The 17,300-nt window shown below is 39.4% G+C and carries 18 protein-coding genes; 13 read left to right on the top strand and 5 right to left on the bottom strand.

All coding sequences use genetic code 11. From position 1 onward, the window contains the following. Nucleotides 1-2 precede the first annotated feature (2 nt). The 7 genes from CDH51_RS04025 to CDH51_RS03995 all read left to right on the top strand — a co-directional run bounded on the left by CDH51_RS04025 (nucleotide 3) and on the right by CDH51_RS03995 (nucleotide 5,748). Entirely contained in the window at nucleotides 3-980 is a 978-nt protein-coding gene (locus CDH51_RS04025) for a hypothetical protein (RefSeq protein ID WP_100627357.1), read from the top strand. 11 nt (nucleotides 981-991) lie between these two features. Beyond that, nucleotides 992-1,651, top strand: a complete 660-nt coding sequence (locus CDH51_RS04020) for a hypothetical protein (RefSeq protein ID WP_100627356.1) — start codon at nucleotides 992-994, stop codon at nucleotides 1,649-1,651. Between the two features lie 156 nt (nucleotides 1,652-1,807). After that, nucleotides 1,808-2,236 carry a CsgE family curli-type amyloid fiber assembly protein gene (locus tag CDH51_RS04015; RefSeq protein WP_157807036.1) on the top strand — a complete coding sequence of 143 codons (429 nt, stop codon included), beginning with the start codon at nucleotides 1,808-1,810 and terminating at the stop codon, nucleotides 2,234-2,236. Between the two features lie 12 nt (nucleotides 2,237-2,248). Then, nucleotides 2,249-2,671, top strand: a complete 423-nt coding sequence (locus CDH51_RS04010; RefSeq protein WP_100627354.1) for a curli production assembly/transport component CsgF — start codon at nucleotides 2,249-2,251, stop codon at nucleotides 2,669-2,671. A 13-nt stretch (nucleotides 2,672-2,684) separates the two neighbouring features. Further along, the gene (locus CDH51_RS04005) at nucleotides 2,685-4,085 is read left to right on the top strand and encodes a CsgG/HfaB family protein (protein WP_100627353.1); all 1,401 of its coding nucleotides are present in this window, start codon (nucleotides 2,685-2,687) and stop codon (nucleotides 4,083-4,085) included. Further along, nucleotides 4,075-4,722: a carboxypeptidase-like regulatory domain-containing protein gene (locus CDH51_RS04000; RefSeq protein WP_100627352.1), complete on the top strand. Its 648-nt coding sequence runs from the start codon at nucleotides 4,075-4,077 to the stop codon at nucleotides 4,720-4,722. The genes CDH51_RS04005 and CDH51_RS04000 overlap by 11 nt, the downstream gene beginning before the upstream one ends. Before the next feature lie 12 nt (nucleotides 4,723-4,734). Continuing rightward, a complete protein-coding gene (locus CDH51_RS03995) occupies nucleotides 4,735-5,748 on the top strand; it encodes a LuxR C-terminal-related transcriptional regulator (protein ID WP_100627351.1) in 1,014 nt (337 codons plus the stop codon). Here the strand turns inward: CDH51_RS03995 and CDH51_RS03990 are convergent. Further along, nucleotides 5,738-6,694: an NAD-dependent epimerase/dehydratase family protein gene (locus tag CDH51_RS03990; protein ID WP_100627350.1), complete on the bottom strand. Its 957-nt coding sequence runs from the start codon at nucleotides 6,692-6,694 to the stop codon at nucleotides 5,738-5,740. The genes CDH51_RS03995 and CDH51_RS03990 overlap by 11 nt on opposite strands. Nucleotides 6,695-6,849: 155 nt before the next feature. On the opposite strand from CDH51_RS03990, the gene kbl reads away from it, so the two are divergent. Continuing rightward, nucleotides 6,850-8,046 (top strand): glycine C-acetyltransferase, encoded by a 1,197-nt coding sequence (gene kbl / locus CDH51_RS03980; protein WP_100627348.1) that lies wholly within the window; start codon nucleotides 6,850-6,852, stop codon nucleotides 8,044-8,046. A 147-nt stretch (nucleotides 8,047-8,193) separates the two neighbouring features. After that, nucleotides 8,194-8,787 carry a helix-turn-helix domain-containing protein gene (locus CDH51_RS03975; RefSeq protein ID WP_100627347.1) on the top strand — a complete coding sequence of 198 codons (594 nt, stop codon included), beginning with the start codon at nucleotides 8,194-8,196 and terminating at the stop codon, nucleotides 8,785-8,787. Here the strand turns inward: CDH51_RS03975 and cdaA are convergent, their stop codons facing one another. Next, entirely contained in the window at nucleotides 8,788-9,663 is an 876-nt protein-coding gene (cdaA, locus tag CDH51_RS03970) for a diadenylate cyclase CdaA (RefSeq protein ID WP_026946054.1), read from the bottom strand. Then, a complete protein-coding gene (gene folP, locus CDH51_RS03965) occupies nucleotides 9,660-10,541 on the bottom strand; it encodes a dihydropteroate synthase (protein WP_198514254.1) in 882 nt (293 codons plus the stop codon). Before folP ends, cdaA begins: the two co-directional genes overlap by 4 nt. A gap of 15 nt (nucleotides 10,542-10,556) precedes the next feature. On the opposite strand from folP, the gene CDH51_RS03960 reads away from it, so the two are divergent. The 3 genes from CDH51_RS03960 to CDH51_RS03950 are packed head-to-tail and all read left to right on the top strand — an operon-like array spanning nucleotide 10,557 to nucleotide 12,737. Continuing rightward, the gene (locus CDH51_RS03960; protein WP_100627346.1) at nucleotides 10,557-11,108 is read left to right on the top strand and encodes a DUF1599 domain-containing protein; all 552 of its coding nucleotides are present in this window, start codon (nucleotides 10,557-10,559) and stop codon (nucleotides 11,106-11,108) included. Beyond that, the gene (locus CDH51_RS03955; protein WP_100627345.1) at nucleotides 11,098-12,198 is read left to right on the top strand and encodes a BT_3928 family protein; all 1,101 of its coding nucleotides are present in this window, start codon (nucleotides 11,098-11,100) and stop codon (nucleotides 12,196-12,198) included. Before CDH51_RS03960 ends, CDH51_RS03955 begins: the two co-directional genes overlap by 11 nt. Next, nucleotides 12,195-12,737, top strand: a complete 543-nt coding sequence (locus tag CDH51_RS03950; RefSeq protein WP_035483433.1) for a shikimate kinase — start codon at nucleotides 12,195-12,197, stop codon at nucleotides 12,735-12,737. Before CDH51_RS03955 ends, CDH51_RS03950 begins: the two co-directional genes overlap by 4 nt. Here CDH51_RS03950 and CDH51_RS03945 read toward each other — a convergent pair. Continuing rightward, nucleotides 12,714-14,219: an OmpP1/FadL family transporter gene (locus CDH51_RS03945; protein ID WP_026946049.1), complete on the bottom strand. Its 1,506-nt coding sequence runs from the start codon at nucleotides 14,217-14,219 to the stop codon at nucleotides 12,714-12,716. The two genes, CDH51_RS03950 and CDH51_RS03945, sit on opposite strands and share 24 nt — an antisense overlap. A gap of 77 nt (nucleotides 14,220-14,296) precedes the next feature. Next, complete coding sequence (locus CDH51_RS03940; protein WP_100627344.1) at nucleotides 14,297-15,640, bottom strand: hypothetical protein; 1,344 nt, start codon at nucleotides 15,638-15,640, stop codon at nucleotides 14,297-14,299. A gap of 120 nt (nucleotides 15,641-15,760) precedes the next feature. Here CDH51_RS03940 and proS point away from each other — a divergent pair, with 120 nt between their 5' ends. Next, on the top strand, nucleotides 15,761-17,242 hold the full coding sequence (proS, locus tag CDH51_RS03935; RefSeq protein ID WP_100627343.1) for a proline--tRNA ligase: 1,482 nt from the start codon (nucleotides 15,761-15,763) through the stop codon (nucleotides 17,240-17,242). The last annotated feature ends 58 nt before the right edge of the window (nucleotides 17,243-17,300 follow it).

The following is a 17,300-nucleotide window of genomic DNA, read 5'->3' as shown; positions in this document are numbered from 1 at the left end:
TTATGAAAAAGCTCCTTGTATCTTCCTTATTTCTATTTAGTTCGATTGCTTTTGGACAAGGCTTTGGAAATATAGCTACCTCTGACCAGGAGGGTAATAGCAACAGTTCCACTCAAAACCAAACGGGAATAGAAAATCTATCAGATGTTGCTCAGCTTGGTAATGAAAATACTGTCAGGCTTCGTCAGCGGGGTTTTTCTAATTTTGCCTTTCAATCTCAAGATGGAAATCGAAACTTGGCGACTGTTCGTCAATTGGGTTTTGGATTGAATGTCGCAGACCAGCTTTCGGTAGGTAACAGAAATACTGCTCGGATCGGTCAGTTTGGTGCTGGCTTTAATTTAGCTATCCAAGATCAGGATGGAAATCGTAATCGTGCTCGAATTGTACAGAATAGCTTAAATGGAGGGCAAGTGATTGCTCCAAACTCAATCCAAGCTGCTGCTGTACTTCCAAGTGATTACTCTAATGAGGCATATCAGTTTCAAAATGGAAATCGTAACATCGCACGCTCACTTCAATTTGGAGACGAAAACTTGATGGATTCACAGCAGGATGGAAACAGAAATTCCCTAGGTACGCGTCAAATTGGAGAAGGAAATGAGATTGAGTCAATTCAAACTGGTAGAAGAAATTTCGCAGGATCTAATTTCCGTGCTGATGTAGGAATCATTCAGCGAGGTGAAAATAATTATGCACTTCTTATTCAGGATGGTGTAAGAAATACTCACTTCACTACTCAAAGAGGTTTTGACAACGAATCTAGTCAAGATGCCTTTGGTGATGATAACTATGGGGAGGCATTTCAGCGAGGTGAAGAAAATTTAGCAGACTTACTTCAGACTGGCGATTCCAATTCTGGAATTATTATCCAGCGGGGTATTTTGAATTCTTCAATCATAGAGCAAACGGGAATCGGAAATATTGCTACTTCTACCCAAACCGGGTTCCGTAATTCTTCGTATACAACACAAAACTAAATCAAGATCACATGAATAGGCCCAAATTATTTTTTCTCATATGTATGTGTTTCTTAATCAGTTCTATTTCTGCCTTTTCGCAAGAGAGTCAAAGTGAGCGGGAAGAGGAGTTAGTTTCCAATCAGATCATTTCACCGGATGTCATGCTTCAGAATAATAGTGCTATGGTAATGCAAGTTGGTAACAGGAATAGTGCAACTGTTTTTCAGCAAGGTCAAAATTTAGTTATGCTGAATCAAAATGGGAATAATAATATTGGCTATGTAGATCAAGCGGGAGGACAAAATCGTGCAATGTTGACCCAGACGGGTAACTCTAATGATGCAGGTCTATGGACAATCGGCCAAAACATCACTTTAAATGCAAATCAAGCTGGCAATAATAATACTATCAACGCATATATTGAGAATGATGGTATAGGGGCACGAATTGCAACCCTCAATCAACTGGGGAACAATAACCAGATCGATGTTGCACTTTTAGGTAATGGATTTATTGGTTCGGGAAATCAAACTTTTGAAGCTACCCAAATAGGTAATGGCTCTAGTTTAACTGCATTGATTGACCCATTTCAAGCACCCGTATCTGTAACTCAAACTTCTGGGATAGGAGGTGCAGGTATGACTCTTAATATTTCCACTACCACCTTTAATTTTCCAATGAGACAATAATTGTTGGAAAATTCGCTTTTAATTGATTTATTTATTCTAAATTTTAATAAAAGCGTATTGATGACAAGGCTTTGGATTTATTTTAGGATTTCTATTTTTATTTTTTGTTTTTCGACGAGTTTTGCTTGGGCTCAGTCAGATACTACTAGGATTGCTTTGGATACTGCCAAGAAGGAGTCCACGATACAAGAACTTCAAACTCTCCTAGAATCAATAAAAAAGCAGGAGGCTCAAAAAAGTAGTTCAGAGGTTGTTCTGGAGATAGATGGGCTTCTAATTGATGATACAAAAACAAAAAGTGGAAGAGACTTTTATGATTTCTTCTATAGAGATTGGGTTGCTCCACCGGAGGCAAGTAACTTTTCCATTTTCATAGTTGAGAAGCCATTCAGACTTAACACTACCACGATTGAAATATCCATTAATGAAATAACGGTCTTTCAATCTTTTCTACAACCAAGAACAGATATAGTGGAAGAGCTAGCAAAACAATCAATTGGGATTACTCAGCAGTATTTGATTCAATACGAAGAGTTAGTTAGGCAATTGGATGGAGAAGAAAGAAAAGGTACAGGAATATTTTAACTAAACTACCAAATGAAAAAAGTCATATTATTCGCTTTTGTATTTTCTTTGATTGGATTATCAGATTTATTCGCCCAACGATTAGTCTATACTCCCCAAAACCCTGCGTTTGGAGGAAATACATTTAACTACCAGTGGTTGTTGAGTTCAGCTCAAGCTCAGGATACTTTTGAAGATCCTGCTAGCAGAGATGATCGCCTTGGTTTTGGTCAGGACCCTTTAAACGATTTCTCCGAAAGCTTAAATCGGCAAATTTTAAGTAGACTTTCCAGAGAGATTATTGATCGGCAATTTGGAGAGGAGTCTTTAGAGTCAGGATCCTATAATTTAGGGGATTATCAAATAGATATTTCAAATTCAGGTTCAGGGCTCATTGTCACGATTATTGATAATGTGACCGGGGCTACCTCAATTATTGAGGTTCCATTTTTTTAATCAAAAAAGTTAAATGCAACTCAAATCTATTCACAGCTACAAAAGGTTTATTTTTGTAGTTTTATTGTTAGTTCTATGTTTCGGATACGGCTGTGCTCCATCTTTTTATCAACCTTTCAATGATAGAGATGCTCGTTTAGGTCCTGAAACACCTTTCAAATCGGAATTGCTTGGTTTGCCTGAGCCCGCTGAGCCTATTTTTGTAGCAGTCTACAAGTTTCGAGATCAAACAGGCCAATACAAAGAGTCAAATGTCGGTGCAAACTGGTCTACGGCAGTCACCCAAGGAGCTACCAATATCTTAATCAGAGCTTTGGAAGAATCTGGTTGGTTTGTTCCGATCGAGCGTGAGAATATCTCTAATCTATTGAATGAAAGAAAAATCATTCGCTCTAGTCGGGAGCAATATGAAGGAACGACTAATATTCTCCTACCGCCACTCCTTTTTGCAGGAGTTTTGTTAGAGGGAGGCATTATTTCTTATGAGACGAATATTTTCACTGGAGGTGCTGGCGTTCGTTACTTTGGAGCTGATGCATCATCTCAATATAGAGAAGATCGGGTAAGTATTTATCTAAGAGCTGTCTCCACAAATAATGGAAAGATTTTGAAGACGGTTTACACCACTAAATCTATTCTTTCCCAAGAAGTTTCAGCTGGGTTTTTCCGGTACGTCAAATTCAAAAGACTCTTGGAGGCTGAAACGGGATATACTTACAACGAACCTACTGAAATGGCTATTACAGAGGCTGTAGAAAAGGCGGTTCATAGTATGATTTTAGAAGGAGTGGTTGACGGTTTGTGGAATTTTAAATCAGAAAATGATACTACAGCCCAAGTCATGCAGGCCTATCAGTTAGAAAAAGAGGAGAATCAAAAAACTGATTATATAGGAAGACTACACCAAGGGGTGGATCGATCCAATATATTTTTATCCCTAAGTGGAAATTTCCAAACTTACGTAGGAGATTACTCTAGAACGGCATTCAGACCAGGTTTTACAGGTTCTCTAGCATTCAAGTTATCTAATTCACTTTATATGGAGGGAGGCTTTGGCTTTCATCAAATAGAGGTGCCTGAATTGTTTAGATCGGTTGATTACCACGGTGATTTAAGCCTTTTGTATATGGCTAATTCGACTGGTAAGCTATCGCCTTTTGTATCTGTTGGAGCGGGCTCCTTTTTTGATTTCACTGATCAGGTAGGTTTTTCTCAAAATACCTATTTACCATATGTAAAATATGGTGGAGGATTGGAGTATATGTTATCAGGGGGTACAGCACTTACTGGTAAGCTTTTTCTAAACCAAATGCTAAATGATCAATATGATGGCATTGAATCAGGAAGCTTTAATGATTTGATATGGGGAGTGAATTTAGGATTACGATTTTATATAGGAAATAATGCAAAATAAAAAAATAGGGGGCTTTTTGCTCGTTTTCTTTCTGATCTTTACTACGGCATGTGAAGAAGAAACTTTTGACATTGAGCGTTTCGGATCCATATCTGGGATAGTTGTGGATGGTGATACCTACGAGCCATTGCAAGGAGTACTTATTACGACTACTCCATCTAGCAATGCCGTATTGACTGACGAAGGTGGGACCTTTCAATTAGAAAAGATTAAGGATGGTGATGTTGTTATTACTGCTAGAAAAAAAGACTTTCTAAATGGAACGATTAACGTCGCTGTTTATGAGGAAGAGAATACTGCGGTCACCTTTTTTCTTTTAGAGGATGAAAATAATGTAGGAAGTGTAATACTCTCTGATCCAGTTCCAGGAAATGGAGCTGTCAATCAAGATCTGAGTTTTACTTTCTCTTGGAATGTGGATCAGGAGAATCCAGGTATTCCATTGGCTTATTCAGTATTTATTTTTGAGTCAAATAGTACTGTCCAGGATTTGGTGGGTGAGAACTTGCCTACTAATGAGGCCAATGTCACAGGTTTGAAACCAAATACTACCTACTTCTGGTATGTGGTTGCAAAGTATGAAGGAAGGAATGTAGCAAATAGCCCTACTTGGACTTTTGCTACTGGTGATCAATAAAAAAATTATTGAATGGTGGTGAGGGCTCTACTTATTGGTAAAAACCTGGTTCTAGAATCAAATTTGATTCAGGTTCTTGATGAGATTTCGTCCAAATTTATTTTAGATAAAATAATTTTGGATGAAGCCTTGCCTTCCTATGAGTATTTTGAAAAATTTGATTTCATTTTTTTTGACGATCATAGCTGTAAGCGGGAGTGGCTTAAATTCCATCGTAAGCTTAAACCTGTGTTTTTAGAAAATAACGTTGCTTTTTTTCTGGTTCTAGGAAAATCCTGTGGCAAAGAAGAAATCTATATTGCTCTTGAGGCGGGAGTGGAAAACATCTTATTTCTACCCTTGGATATTAGTAGTGCGATAAATAAGCTCAAGAATTCTCAAGATAAAAAAAGGTTTTTTAGTTTTTATAACTCTAAAGATTATAAACTATTTTTTGATAATTCGAGTAATCCCAAAATGTTTGTAAAAAGGGGTATTGTAGAGCGCGCAAATCATGCTTTTTTTAAAAGTGCCAACTTACTAAATGAGAAAAGTATTATCGGAAAAGAATTCTTTAAACTTTTTGATTTCGAATCACACGAGTCGAATTCTTTAAATATGCAAAGGTTTGAACACCAGTTAGTAAAGTCGGTCGAATTCTTAAATGTGAGATTGCGTCAAAACAATGAGTTATTCCATATTCGAACCATTAGTGTTTCTAATAGATCTTCCAGATTTATTGCTGAAATTCATCCGGTATCAAAGCCTCAAAAAGAGTCTTTCAAGGACCTTTATCTTTTAACAAACGAGAACTACCAGGGACATAACAACAATGGCTTTTCAAATGATTATGGAAAGCTTACAAAAAGGGAAAGGCAGGTTTTAGACCTTTCATCCAAAGGTCTACCACTCAAAGAGATCGCGCAAAGCCTTGGCTTATCAAAGCGAACTGTTGAAAGGCATCGTGCTAATATTATGCAAAAGGCTGATGCGCATAATATTTTGGAGGCAATTTTATTCTTTTCTGATTCTGAGGTTAGAGTTTGATTGGAAAAAATTTCGGTAAGTTCTCTAAAATATCTTTTGTCATTTCTTTCAGACTGTATGCTGGTTTCCAGCCCCAGTGATCTCTGGCAAAATGGTCATCGATGCTATCTGGCCATCCATCAGCGATCTGCTGACGGAAATCAGGTTCATAGTTGATTTTGAAATCAGGGTGGTGCTCCAAGATGCTTTCATAGATATCCTTTGGCGAAAAGCTCATCCCTGCCAAATTGTAGCTTGACCGTATTTTGACATTTTCAATTGGTGCTTCCATTAGGTCTATGGTGGCTTTGATAGCGTCAGGCATGTACATCATTGGCAGCATGGAGTCTTCCCTTAAGAAGCATGTGAATTTCTCTCCATTTAAGGCTTTGTGGTATATATCCACTGCGTAGTCAGTCGTGCCTCCGCCGGGTAGTGCCTTGTATCCAATAAGTCCAGGATATCTCAAGCTTCTAACGTCTACTCCATATTTTTGGAAGTAATATTCGCACCATCTTTCTCCCGCCTGCTTTGAAATGCCATAGACGGTATTGGGTTCTTTTACACAATATTGTGGTGTATTGATCTTTGGAGTATTGGGTCCGAATACAGCAATAGAAGAAGGCCAATAAATTTTATCTAGATTGAATTCCCGAGCCAATTCTAATACAAAAAGAAGACTATCCATATTAAGCTCCCATGCAAAAAGAGGCCGTTTTTCCCCTGTAGCCGAAAGCACAGCGGCAAGATGATAAATCTGTGTAATTTTTTCGTTTTTAACTAAGCTTCGGACACTCTCTTGATCCATGATATCCAAAACCTGAAATCTACAGAAGTCAAATTTTTCCTTTGCGTCAGCATTCAAGTCTGTAGCGATGACATGTTCCGAACCGAACCGGTCTGTAAGGGCTTTGGTAAGTTCAGATCCGAGCTGTCCTGCAGCTCCAATTACTAGGATTTTTTCCATGAGAAAGGAGTAAATTCTTCCCGGCTAGTGATGCCTGGCTTTTTGATTATATTTGGGTTTGCTTGCGCAAAAGTAATAAAAAACCGATGTCCCATGGCGTTTTTTGACGAATGGGAAATCAATAAAAAGAATAAGCTGATCAAAAACCAATCAACATGTATCAACAGATTAAACCCAAGTTTGAACAAGAAATTGCAGAGATTAAAGAAGCAGGTTTATTTAAAAAAGAAAGAGTAATTACCTCTCCACAGGGAGCTGAAATTACGATCGAAGGTGGAAAAAAAGTTTTGAATTTTTGTGCCAATAATTATTTGGGTCTTTCATCTCATCCCAAAATTATTGAAGCAGCAAAGGCAGCGATTGATTCTCATGGCTTTGGTCTTTCTTCAGTACGATTTATCTGTGGAACTCAAGATATCCATAAAGAGCTAGAGCGAAAGATATCCGAGTTTTTAGGCACGGAAGATACCATCTTATATGCAGCGGCTTTCGATGCGAATGGTGGTGTATTTGAGCCTCTACTAGGTCCTGAAGATGCGATTATTTCTGATGCTCTCAATCACGCTTCTATCATTGACGGTGTCCGTTTATGTAAGGCTATGCGCTTTCGCTACCTGCATAATGATATGAGCGATTTGGAAGAGAAACTAAAAGAAGCTCGTGAAGCAGGGGCAAAGCAAATTGTGATTGTGACCGATGGAGTATTCTCTATGGACGGTACAATCGCCCAGCTGGATAAAATCGTAGAATTGGCTGAAAAATATGAAGCCATGGTCATGTCCGATGAATGCCACTCCACCGGATTTATAGGAAAGTCAGGTCGGGGAGTTCACGAACATAGAGGCGTGATGGGTAAGCTTGATATCATTACCGGGACTCTGGGAAAGGCATTGGGAGGAGCTTCAGGTGGTTTTACTTCTGGTAAGAAAGAAATCATCGAATTACTTCGCCAGCGTTCGAGACCTTATCTGTTTTCTAATACCCTTGCACCTTCGATTACAGGAGCTTCCATTGCTGTTTTTGACTTGCTTTCGGAAACTACAGAACTACGAGATAAGCTAGAAGACAATACGAAGTACTTCCGAAGTAAAATGGAAGAAGCAGGCTTTGATATCAAGCCCGGCGAACACCCTATCGTACCTATCATGCTTTATGATGCGGTCTTGTCTCAAAAAATGGCCGAAAAATTATTGGAGAAGGATATTTATGTCATAGGATTCTATTATCCAGTGGTACCTAAGGGTCAGGCAAGAATTCGGGTGCAAATATCGGCAGCACATGATAAGAAGCATTTGGACCAAGCAATTCAAGCTTTTATTGAGGTAGGAAAAGAACTTGGTGTACTTTCTTAAAATTTCTTTTTGGAAATAAAATATCCCGATTTGAGCGATCAGATCGGGTTTTTTATTTGGCGTCATGAATGACGTAGAAATGACGTAAGCTAATTTTTGCCTTTATCTCATGGGGGCTTAGTTTTGAAAAAATGATTGAGCTAAAAAATGGAAAATAAACTAGGAAATCAACTGAGAAATCTTCGAACCAAAAGGGGAATATCTCAAGAGGAGTTGGCATTGCAAGCAGGTGTAAGTTTACGTACGGTGCAGCGGTTTGAAAATGCTGAAACAACCCCAAGGGGAGATACTGTTCAAAGGCTTTTTCAAATCTTTGGCAAAAGCCCGGAAGAGGTTCTTGATTGGTCTATTGAGGATAATAGGGGATTTTTAAGTACGATGGCTTTATCAGGGCTTACGTTTATATTTTCTCCATTTTTAGGGATTTTTATCCCATTGATTTTATGGCTAAACCGACGAGGAAAGGTTACAGGAGTTGAAGATTTGGGTAAGAAAATGATCAATTTCTTAATATTGATGGCTATTCCAATCTATCTACTTCGTGCCATTTCTTGGATTAAGCTTCTGCCAAGCACCAATGGTGACATTTCCTTAAATGGATTTCATGAATTATTTGAAATTATGATTTGGGTCAATGCGATTGCAGTCTCCCTAGCCGTTACTTTCTGTATTTGGAATGCGATCGCTTTGTTTAGAGGAAAAAGAACTTTTTGGCCCATTTCTATTCCGATCATCAGATGATTAAGATTTACTCGTCATGGCCATTTTTCTCCGTTTCTTCATTTCATATTCTTCGAGGTCTTCGAAGCGCTCATTGACATCATGGTTGGCTAGGTAATCATTGAGTGTTTCTCTCACTTCCTGAAAAGACATGTTGTGCAGAATCTTTCCATTTTTGGCCATGGAGATCTGTCCTGTCTCTTCCGAAACAATCAAGACTAGTGAATCGGTAGTTTCCGACATTCCGATCCCCGCTCGGTGCCTCAATCCAAACTGAGCAGGAACCTCTCGCTCGGTCACAGGAAGAATACAGCGTGCGGCTTTGATTTTACCGTTGTGAATGATGACAGCACCATCGTGTAGAGGACTGTACTTATTGAAAATCGAAATCAATAGTCTTTTAGAAAGCTCAGCATCCAAAATATCTCCACTTTCTGCATAAAACTTCAATTCGGTACTTTTCGAAATGACCATCAATGCACCTGTATTACTACCGGCAAGGGTTTTTGAAGCCTCAATGATTGGATTAATGTTGAAGGAGGTATCGTCTTTCTTTTTCCAGAAAAAGAGAATATCTCTCCACATATTATCGCTGGAAAGGAGGGAGGATCGTCCTATGAGAAGGAGAAATTTACGGATCTCAGGAGCGAAGATGATAATAGCAGCTAAAACACCGACTCCCATGAATTGACCCAAAATCGAGGATAACAATTCCATCCGTAGGGCCAATACCAATAAGTAAATCAGGTAAATCGACAGGAAACCAAGAAAAATCTTAATCGCTACGCTACCTTTCAAAAGCTTGTAGACCTGATACAATAGCATAGATACCAACGCAATATCAATCATATTGACGATGGATACATCTAGGAATCCTATTTTAAAAAGAAAGGTCAAGCGTAGAGTTGTTTAAATAGTTTTCGGGTTTCGTTTGCTTCTTTTACGTCATGTACTCTTAGTATGTTAGCTCCTTTCATTAAAGCCACCATATTCAATGCAGTGGTGCCGTTTAGGGCTTCAGAAGGTTCCACTTCCAGCAGTTTATAAATCATGGATTTTCGAGATAATCCTACCAAAATCGGAAGGTTGATCATATCAAAAAGCTCCAAATTTTTGAGCAGAAAGTAATTTTGCTCCAGTGTCTTTGCAAATCCAAACCCTGGATCAATAATCACATCTTTGATGCCAAACTCTCTTATAATATGTAGCTTTTCTGAGAAATAGTTCAAGATTTCCCGTAAAATATTTTCATAATCGGTTTTTCCCTGCATGTTTTGAGGTGTTCCCTGCATATGCATGATGATATAGGGTACTGATAATTCAGAAATGGTTTCATACATATTTGGATCGAGTGAGCCTCCTGAAATGTCATTGATCATATGAGCTCCTGCTTCTATTCCACGTCTTGCTACCTCTGACCTAAATGTATCCACAGAAATAATTATTTCAGGAAATTCTTCGCTGATCCAGTGTATAGGATCTTCGATTCGTTGGATTTCTTCTTCAATACTAATATTTGCGGCACCTGGTCTACTACTGTAGCCCCCAATGTCAAGTATGTCAGCGCCATCATTAATCATTTGTTGGGCTCTTCCCAAGACTTCCTCTTTATTTAATTTAAGCCTACTTCCCTCATAAAAAGAGTCCGGAGTGAGATTCATAACTCCCATTATTTGAGTTTCGTCCCATAGAATCAGTCTTCCTTTGATTTGTAGTGTAATCTTTTGAGGAAATAATTTATCTTCGATCGTCGAAGGAAAAGATATAAGGCTCATTAAAACAGCAAGAAATTGGAAACTAAAACCAATAGCGAATATACACAAGTAATCAGTCGATGTAAAGAACTCTTTCGTAAGAAAACGCTCGATTATGGGACTTCTTGGCGGATAATGCGTCTTGCATCTATTACAGATCAGATTTTCATCAAAGCTCAACGGATTCGTTCCGTACAGGAGAAGGGGAGTCAGAAAATAGATGATCCATTGGAAGATGATTTTATAGGGATTATCAATTATTCTCTCATCGCTTTAATACAGATATCCTTCAAAGATGATGAACGAATGGAACTCCCTTTTGAGGAGTTGGAAAAGCATTACGATCAGTGGGTAGATTTGACCAGGGGCTTATTGGAAAATAAAAATCATGACTATGGCGAAGCTTGGCGTGATATGAGAGTCAGTTCTATGACTGATATTATCCTGATGAAATTGCTTCGTCTGAAGCAAATCGAAGATAATCAGGGCAAAACACTGGTCTCTGAAGGAATTGAGGCAAATTATCAGGATATGATTAATTATGCAGTTTTTTGTTTAATCAAAATGGGATACCATCATGATAGCTAAAGGGATACTCTGGGTTTTAAGAATTTTGGTAGGAGGCTTATTTATTTTTTCAGGACTGATCAAAGTCAATGATCCGGTCGGAACAGCCATCAAATTGGAGGAGTATTTCGATGTTTTTTCCAATGATATTGCGGGCTTTTTTATTTATTTGAAGCCATTTGCTCTTTATTTAGCAGTTTTTCTAGTAGTACTTGAGGTAGTCCTTGGGGTAATGCTCATACTTGGGGTTCGAAGTAAGTTGACGGTCTGGTCTTTGACCGGAATGATCCTTTTCTTCACCTTTCTCACCTTCTTTTCTGCCTATTTTAATAAGGTGACTGACTGTGGATGTTTTGGAGATGCTATCAAGTTGACACCATGGGAGTCTTTTTATAAGGATATTATATTGCTGGTGATGATTTTGGGAATCCTGGCTTTAAAAAAGCATTTGCCCAAATCTTCCTCAGCTTGGCAGAAACGTGTTGTGTGGTTGGTTGGTGTCTTCTGTTTTGTCCTTTCACTGACCGCTATCAAGAATCTACCTTTTATAGATTTTCGTGCGTATAAAGTAGGGGTAAATATTCCCACCAATATGCAGCCGTCCGAACCATTGCAATATTCATATGTCATGAAAAAAGACGGAGAATTGCTCACCATGGATCAATACCCTACAGACAAGAGTTATGAATTTGTAGAGATGAATTTGAAAAACCCTGATGCTTTACCAAAGATTTCGGATTTCTCAGTTTGGAATGAGTCAGGAGATCAGTCTGATTTCATTTTTGCAGGCAATAAAGTTCTGATTTTGAGCCCTAACATGGGGAAATTTGACCAGGATAATTTGCCGGATATTCACGATTTGGTTAAAAACATGGAAGGAGCTCCGGTCGATGTGGTACTGATGGCGGCTGCACCTCAGGAAGAGATCGATGCTTTTATTTCAAAGAATGGCTGGAGTATTATTGGGATGCAGTCGGATGCAACTGTTGTAAAAACGATTATTAGATCCAACCCGGGTATTGTAATCATGAAGGATGGTACCGTTTTAGCTAAATATCACCACAACAATACGCCTACTGCTTCTGAAGCTCTAGATTTATTTATTCAATGATGGAGGCGCTCAAAGTTGTTCTTGTCGGACTTCCTGGATCAGGGAAAAGTACCTTTGGTAAGGTCTTGGCAAAAGAACTTCGAGTTGATTTTTTAGATCTGGATAGGCTGATTGAGCAGCAGTCTGGAAAAACCATTCCCATGATTTTTTCAGAAAAGGGAGAGGGGGCTTTCCGCGAATTAGAATCAAAAGAACTTGAAAGGGTGCTAAGCAATAAAGAGTCTTTTGTTTTGGCTTCAGGCGGTGGATGTCCATGTTTCAACGATAATATGGACCTCATCAATCAAAAGGGAATCTCAGTCTATCTGGATGTGCCCTTGAATGAAATTTCCTCTAGACTTCAACACTCCAGGGTATCTAATAGACCAATGTTTGAAGGTTTGGATGCCGGCGAAATCACCTTGAAGTTAAAAAATCTACTCGCTCAGCGTGGAAGGTTTTATGATCAGGCCAAAATAAAACTCAGCGGAAATGATTTCTCCGCTGAGTTTCTGATTATGGAATTGATAAGTATTTTAAAAAGTCAATCCGATAGTTAATACACCATTGATAATTGAATTTTCTACATCGGTAATTGGTCCGATATTATTATTTTGACTGTCTAGGACCTGATAAGACTGGTACAATGCACTAGATTGTTGGCTCACCAAAGCAAAGTCAATATTGAAGCTGTTGAGCCTTACTCCAAGACCTCCACTGATCTGAGTGGTACTTCTATCAATAAAATTATCTGCAAAAGGGTCCCCAAAATGAGCATAACCTCCTCTGATGTAAAACTTGTTAATTCTGCCCTCAGCACCGATTCGATAATTTATTGTACTAGTGTATAGGCTTTGAATGGCCTGGTTATCCGGTCCTTCATTGAAGCTATTGGAGTTGATTCTTGCTGCAGAATAATCAACCCAGTCCACATCGGCTGAGATAAAACCATTTTTCCCCAGGAAGAAAGTAGCTCCACCACCCAATCTCAATGGTGTGTTTAATCTAAAGTTGTTAATGAAAAGATCCGTCACGGCTTCTTGTCTACCTAAGGTGATATCCTCAGGTTCATAATAGAAGTTGTTATACTCAGCGACCATGGAAGCTTGATATTCTTCATTCAATCCATACCAAGTAGGACTCTGGAAGTTGAATCCTAAATTCAAGAAGTCGATCGGCTTATAGATTACTCCTACATTTAGATTGAATCCTGCCCCGTTGATAAACAAATCCTCACGAAGGGAGCTTGCAAAAAGAGGTTCATCAATGAACTCTTCGTTATAAACTTTCTGTGAGAAATAACTGAGCGATCTTATTCCCAAAGAACCTCCTATGAAAAGCTTATGGTCGAAGTTGGCTCCATATCCAAAGGTAATCTGGTTGGATGAGCCTTCCTGCAAAACGTTTTCATCCTGAAAGGGGAGCCCTAAAACAAAGGAATCATAAGTGTCTGGATTGGCAATGGGGTTGCCATCCTGATCAAATGCTACTGGATTTATCTGATAAGTTTGATATGCCATTCCGGTGATACCAAATGTTTCAATTTGGCTTTCAGGTATACCAAAAGCATCTTGGAGGTAAAAATCAATAATTGAGGTTTCTCCTAAAGCATCTGAAAAATATCCAAACTCAGAATTGAAATTTGCAATACGCTGGATACTTATTCCCCAAGACCCACCTTTGAATGAACCCCTCTCCATTACTCCTTTTGGGTTGGCAAATACGATGGATAGGTTAGGTGCAGAAAAATTAGAAGTGTTGTAGGATCTATTTTGTCCAAGATAATTTGTCTGAACTCCCCAATCACTATATCCCAAGCTAATTGAAGCTTCTGATTTTCTGAAAAAACCTAAGCCCGCAGGATTGCCGGCGATATTTGATACATCACCACCTAGAGACCACTGTGTACCCCCAATGGCCATGATTCGTGCTGAACCTGCTGGGAAGCTTTGACTGAATCGTAAGGCATCTTCAAAGTATCCGCTTTGTGCAGCAGCACCCAAAGAGAATATCGAAAAGACGATAGCGATTATATACCTCATAAATTTTAATGATAGTTTGAATTTAAAAACGAAAAAATGATTGAAACGGATAAATTTAATTCAAAAAAAAAGGGGAATTAATTTCCCCTTCCTCCTCTCGATCCTGATGAGGAACTACTTCTTGAGACACCACCACCTCCAGAAGATCTCATACCTCCACTAGATGAGCTTCTCGATGGAGTACTCATTCTACTTGGAGTGCTAGAGCTGCGGCTTGGTGTATATGTTCTGTTAGTTGTACCACGATTGTAAGAAGGACTAGAACTTCTATTAGGAATAGCACTTCTGTTATAAGAAGGGCTAGTGCTTCTTCTTGAATTGTAATTGTTCATAGATCTTGAAGGAGCGTATCCGCTTCTATCCATAGTTCTGGTAGAAGGTCTTGCAGTTGGCATAGCACTTCTAGAACGAGTCGCAGATGATCGGTTCATGGCTGCAGATCCTGTATTCCTAGGAGAAGAATTTGCTATCCTAGATCTATTAGAATTATAATAATCTGATTGACTATTTGAGAAGTCTCTGGCAGGGACCCTAGAGCGATCAGAAGAAACCAAACTTCTGTTGGACATTGCACTTCTACGTGCTTGAGCTCTCGATGTGTTTGGTAATACTGCACTGCTTCGGTCTCCTGAAACTCCAGCTAAGGATGCACCGCGAGTAGGTCTTGCCCCTCTCACGATTCTTCTATCTCCAAATTCGCCACCTGGCAATACATAAATCGGACGGTTACCATAGATTGGCATTCCCCATCCGGGACCCCATCCGCCTCCCCAGGCTAGGTTTGGACCCCAGAAAGGATCGTAAAATCCTCCCCATCCAGGTCGGTAAAATGGATTACCCCAAGGCGAACCCCAGAATGGACTACCGAAGCCAAATCCTATGTTGATAGAAAATCCAGGTCTGAAGCCCCATCCAGGACCCCATCCTCCTCCCCAGCCGAAGCTAGGTCCCCAGAATGGATCCCACATGCCAAATCCCCAAGGATTGAAGCCTGTCATGAATCCCATGCTGAATGCAAGTCCGGAGTTGAAGCCTGAATTGAAAGAATTATTATTGTTGTTTACAGAAAAATTATTGTAAGCGTCAATGTCTCCTTGAGTAGATTGAGTAGTAGTGTTGTCATCGAAGTACACCACTTCATCTCCTGTCTCCTCGGGAGTGGCAGAGTATTTTGCCAAATATTCCGGATTTACATTTCTACTACTGAAACTTTCATTCGGAACTGTTTGAGCTTGTTCAAATTGCTCAAAAGTCTCCGGAGTATTATTTGCTACGGCATAAGTACTCGAAATTTGAGCATCAGAAGCCATGAAATAGAGATTATCCGATGGGCTGGTACTCGCTATTTGAGATGTAGAGCAAGCACTCAAAGTCACTGCTCCGATGATTACTAATGATAAGATGCCTTTAAATTGCCTCATAGCTTTATTTAGTTGTTAGTACAGTATACGGCCTTAAGGGTGTAGGGTTATTCTTTTTGGCTATATTTGCGACGCTTAATTTAGCAAAATTATCTACAAATAACTTCCAAATCAACTATAATGAGTAAAGGACTTCCAAAACGAAGTGAGGATTATTCCCTTTGGTATAATGAATTAGTGAAAAGAGCCGATTTAGCTGAGAATTCGGCTGTTCGAGGCTGTATGGTCATTAAACCTTATGGGTATTCAATCTGGGAAAAAATGCAAGCCGAGTTAGATCGGATGTTCAAAGAAACAGGCCACACCAATGCTTATTTCCCACTCTTTATACCTAAGTCATATTTGAGCAAAGAAGCTTCTCATGTGGAGGGCTTTGCGAAAGAGTGTGCCGTAGTCACTCATTATCGATTAAAGAATGATGAGAATGGAAAGGGAGTTGTGGTAGATCCTGAAGCAAAGCTTGAGGAAGAGCTGATTGTTCGTCCTACCTCTGAGACGGTCATTTGGAGTACGTATAAAAACTGGATTCAATCCTATCGAGATCTTCCGTTGCTAGTCAATCAGTGGGCTAATGTAGTTCGATGGGAAATGCGAACTCGACTTTTCCTTCGCACAGCAGAGTTTCTTTGGCAAGAAGGTCACACAGCCCACGCCACCAAAGAGGAGGCTGAGGCTGAGACACTTCAAATGATGCAAGTGTATGCTCAGTTTGCGGAGGAATTCATGGCTTTACCGGTGGTGAGAGGAAGAAAGACCGAAAATGAGCGTTTTGCAGGTGCTGAAGATACTTTATGTATTGAAGCAATGATGCAAGATGGTAAGGCTCTCCAGGCTGGAACTTCTCATTTTTTGGGACAAAATTTTGCAAAAGCCTTTGATGTGAAATTTGCAACCAAAGAAGGTGGACTTGATTTTGTCTGGGGAACATCCTGGGGCGTAAGTACCCGTCTGATGGGAGCTTTGATCATGGCTCACTCTGATGACAATGGGTTAGTTTTACCTCCGAAACTTGCTCCGATGCAGGTAGTAATTGTTCCGATTTATCGTGGAGATGATGAATTTAAGGCCGTTAGTGCCAAAGCAAATGAGTTGGTTTCAGCACTGAGAAAAGCTGGTGTTTCTGTCAAATTTGATGATCGTGATACGCACAAGCCAGGTTGGAAGTTTGCAGAATATGAATTGAAGGGTGTGCCGCTTCGTATTGCGCTTGGTCCAAGAGATTTGGAAAATGGAACTGTCGAAATCGCTAGAAGGGATACCTTAACCAAAGAATCATTTGCATTAGATTCTATGCCAATCGAAGAGAAGGTTAAAACGCTTTTGGATGAGATTCAAACTTCCATCTACCAGAAAGCGAATGATTTCAAAGAGTCGCATACGACCGAGGTAAACTCATGGGAAGAGTTTCAAGAACTCCTAGAATCCAAGGGAGGTTTTCTTTCTGCTCATTGGGATGGAACTAGTGAGACTGAAGATAAAATCAAAGAATTGACCAAAGCCACTATCCGTTGTATCCCACTTGATCAAAAAGAAGAAAGTGGAAAATGCGTATTAACAGGAAAGCCTTCCAAAGGCAGAGTCCTTTTTGCGAAAGCTTATTAAATTCAAACCCGGTCAAACCGGGTTTTTTTATTGCCTTTAATTCTAAAACTAAATTGTT

The sequence above is a fragment of the Algoriphagus formosus genome (assembly GCF_002807035.1).
Lineage (GTDB): Bacteria > Bacteroidota > Bacteroidia > Cytophagales > Cyclobacteriaceae > Algoriphagus > Algoriphagus formosus.
This window is presented reverse-complemented; position numbering and strand designations above follow the sequence as displayed.

What these genes read in the sequence shown, in the direction of transcription:
- CDH51_RS04025 (WP_100627357.1), top strand. Translation starts at nt 3, where the DNA reads ATGAAAAAGCTCCTTGTATCTTCCTTATTTCTATTTAGTTCGATTGCT.
- CDH51_RS04020 (WP_100627356.1), top strand. Translation starts at nt 992, where the DNA reads ATGAATAGGCCCAAATTATTTTTTCTCATATGTATGTGTTTCTTAATC.
- CDH51_RS04010 (WP_100627354.1), top strand. Translation starts at nt 2,249, where the DNA reads ATGAAAAAAGTCATATTATTCGCTTTTGTATTTTCTTTGATTGGATTA.
- CDH51_RS04005 (WP_100627353.1), top strand. Translation starts at nt 2,685, where the DNA reads ATGCAACTCAAATCTATTCACAGCTACAAAAGGTTTATTTTTGTAGTT.
- CDH51_RS04000 (WP_100627352.1), top strand. Translation starts at nt 4,075, where the DNA reads ATGCAAAATAAAAAAATAGGGGGCTTTTTGCTCGTTTTCTTTCTGATC.
- CDH51_RS03995 (WP_100627351.1), top strand. Translation starts at nt 4,735, where the DNA reads ATGGTGGTGAGGGCTCTACTTATTGGTAAAAACCTGGTTCTAGAATCA.
- CDH51_RS03990 (WP_100627350.1), bottom strand. Translation starts at nt 6,694, where the DNA reads ATGGAAAAAATCCTAGTAATTGGAGCTGCAGGACAGCTCGGATCTGAA.
- kbl (WP_100627348.1), top strand. Translation starts at nt 6,850, where the DNA reads ATGTATCAACAGATTAAACCCAAGTTTGAACAAGAAATTGCAGAGATT.
- CDH51_RS03975 (WP_100627347.1), top strand. Translation starts at nt 8,194, where the DNA reads ATGGAAAATAAACTAGGAAATCAACTGAGAAATCTTCGAACCAAAAGG.
- folP (WP_198514254.1), bottom strand. Translation starts at nt 10,541, where the DNA reads ATGAGCCTTATATCTTTTCCTTCGACGATCGAAGATAAATTATTTCCT.
- CDH51_RS03955 (WP_100627345.1), top strand. Translation starts at nt 11,098, where the DNA reads ATGATAGCTAAAGGGATACTCTGGGTTTTAAGAATTTTGGTAGGAGGC.
- CDH51_RS03950 (WP_035483433.1), top strand. Translation starts at nt 12,195, where the DNA reads ATGATGGAGGCGCTCAAAGTTGTTCTTGTCGGACTTCCTGGATCAGGG.
- CDH51_RS03945 (WP_026946049.1), bottom strand. Translation starts at nt 14,219, where the DNA reads ATGAGGTATATAATCGCTATCGTCTTTTCGATATTCTCTTTGGGTGCT.
- CDH51_RS03940 (WP_100627344.1), bottom strand. Translation starts at nt 15,640, where the DNA reads ATGAGGCAATTTAAAGGCATCTTATCATTAGTAATCATCGGAGCAGTG.
- proS (WP_100627343.1), top strand. Translation starts at nt 15,761, where the DNA reads ATGAGTAAAGGACTTCCAAAACGAAGTGAGGATTATTCCCTTTGGTAT.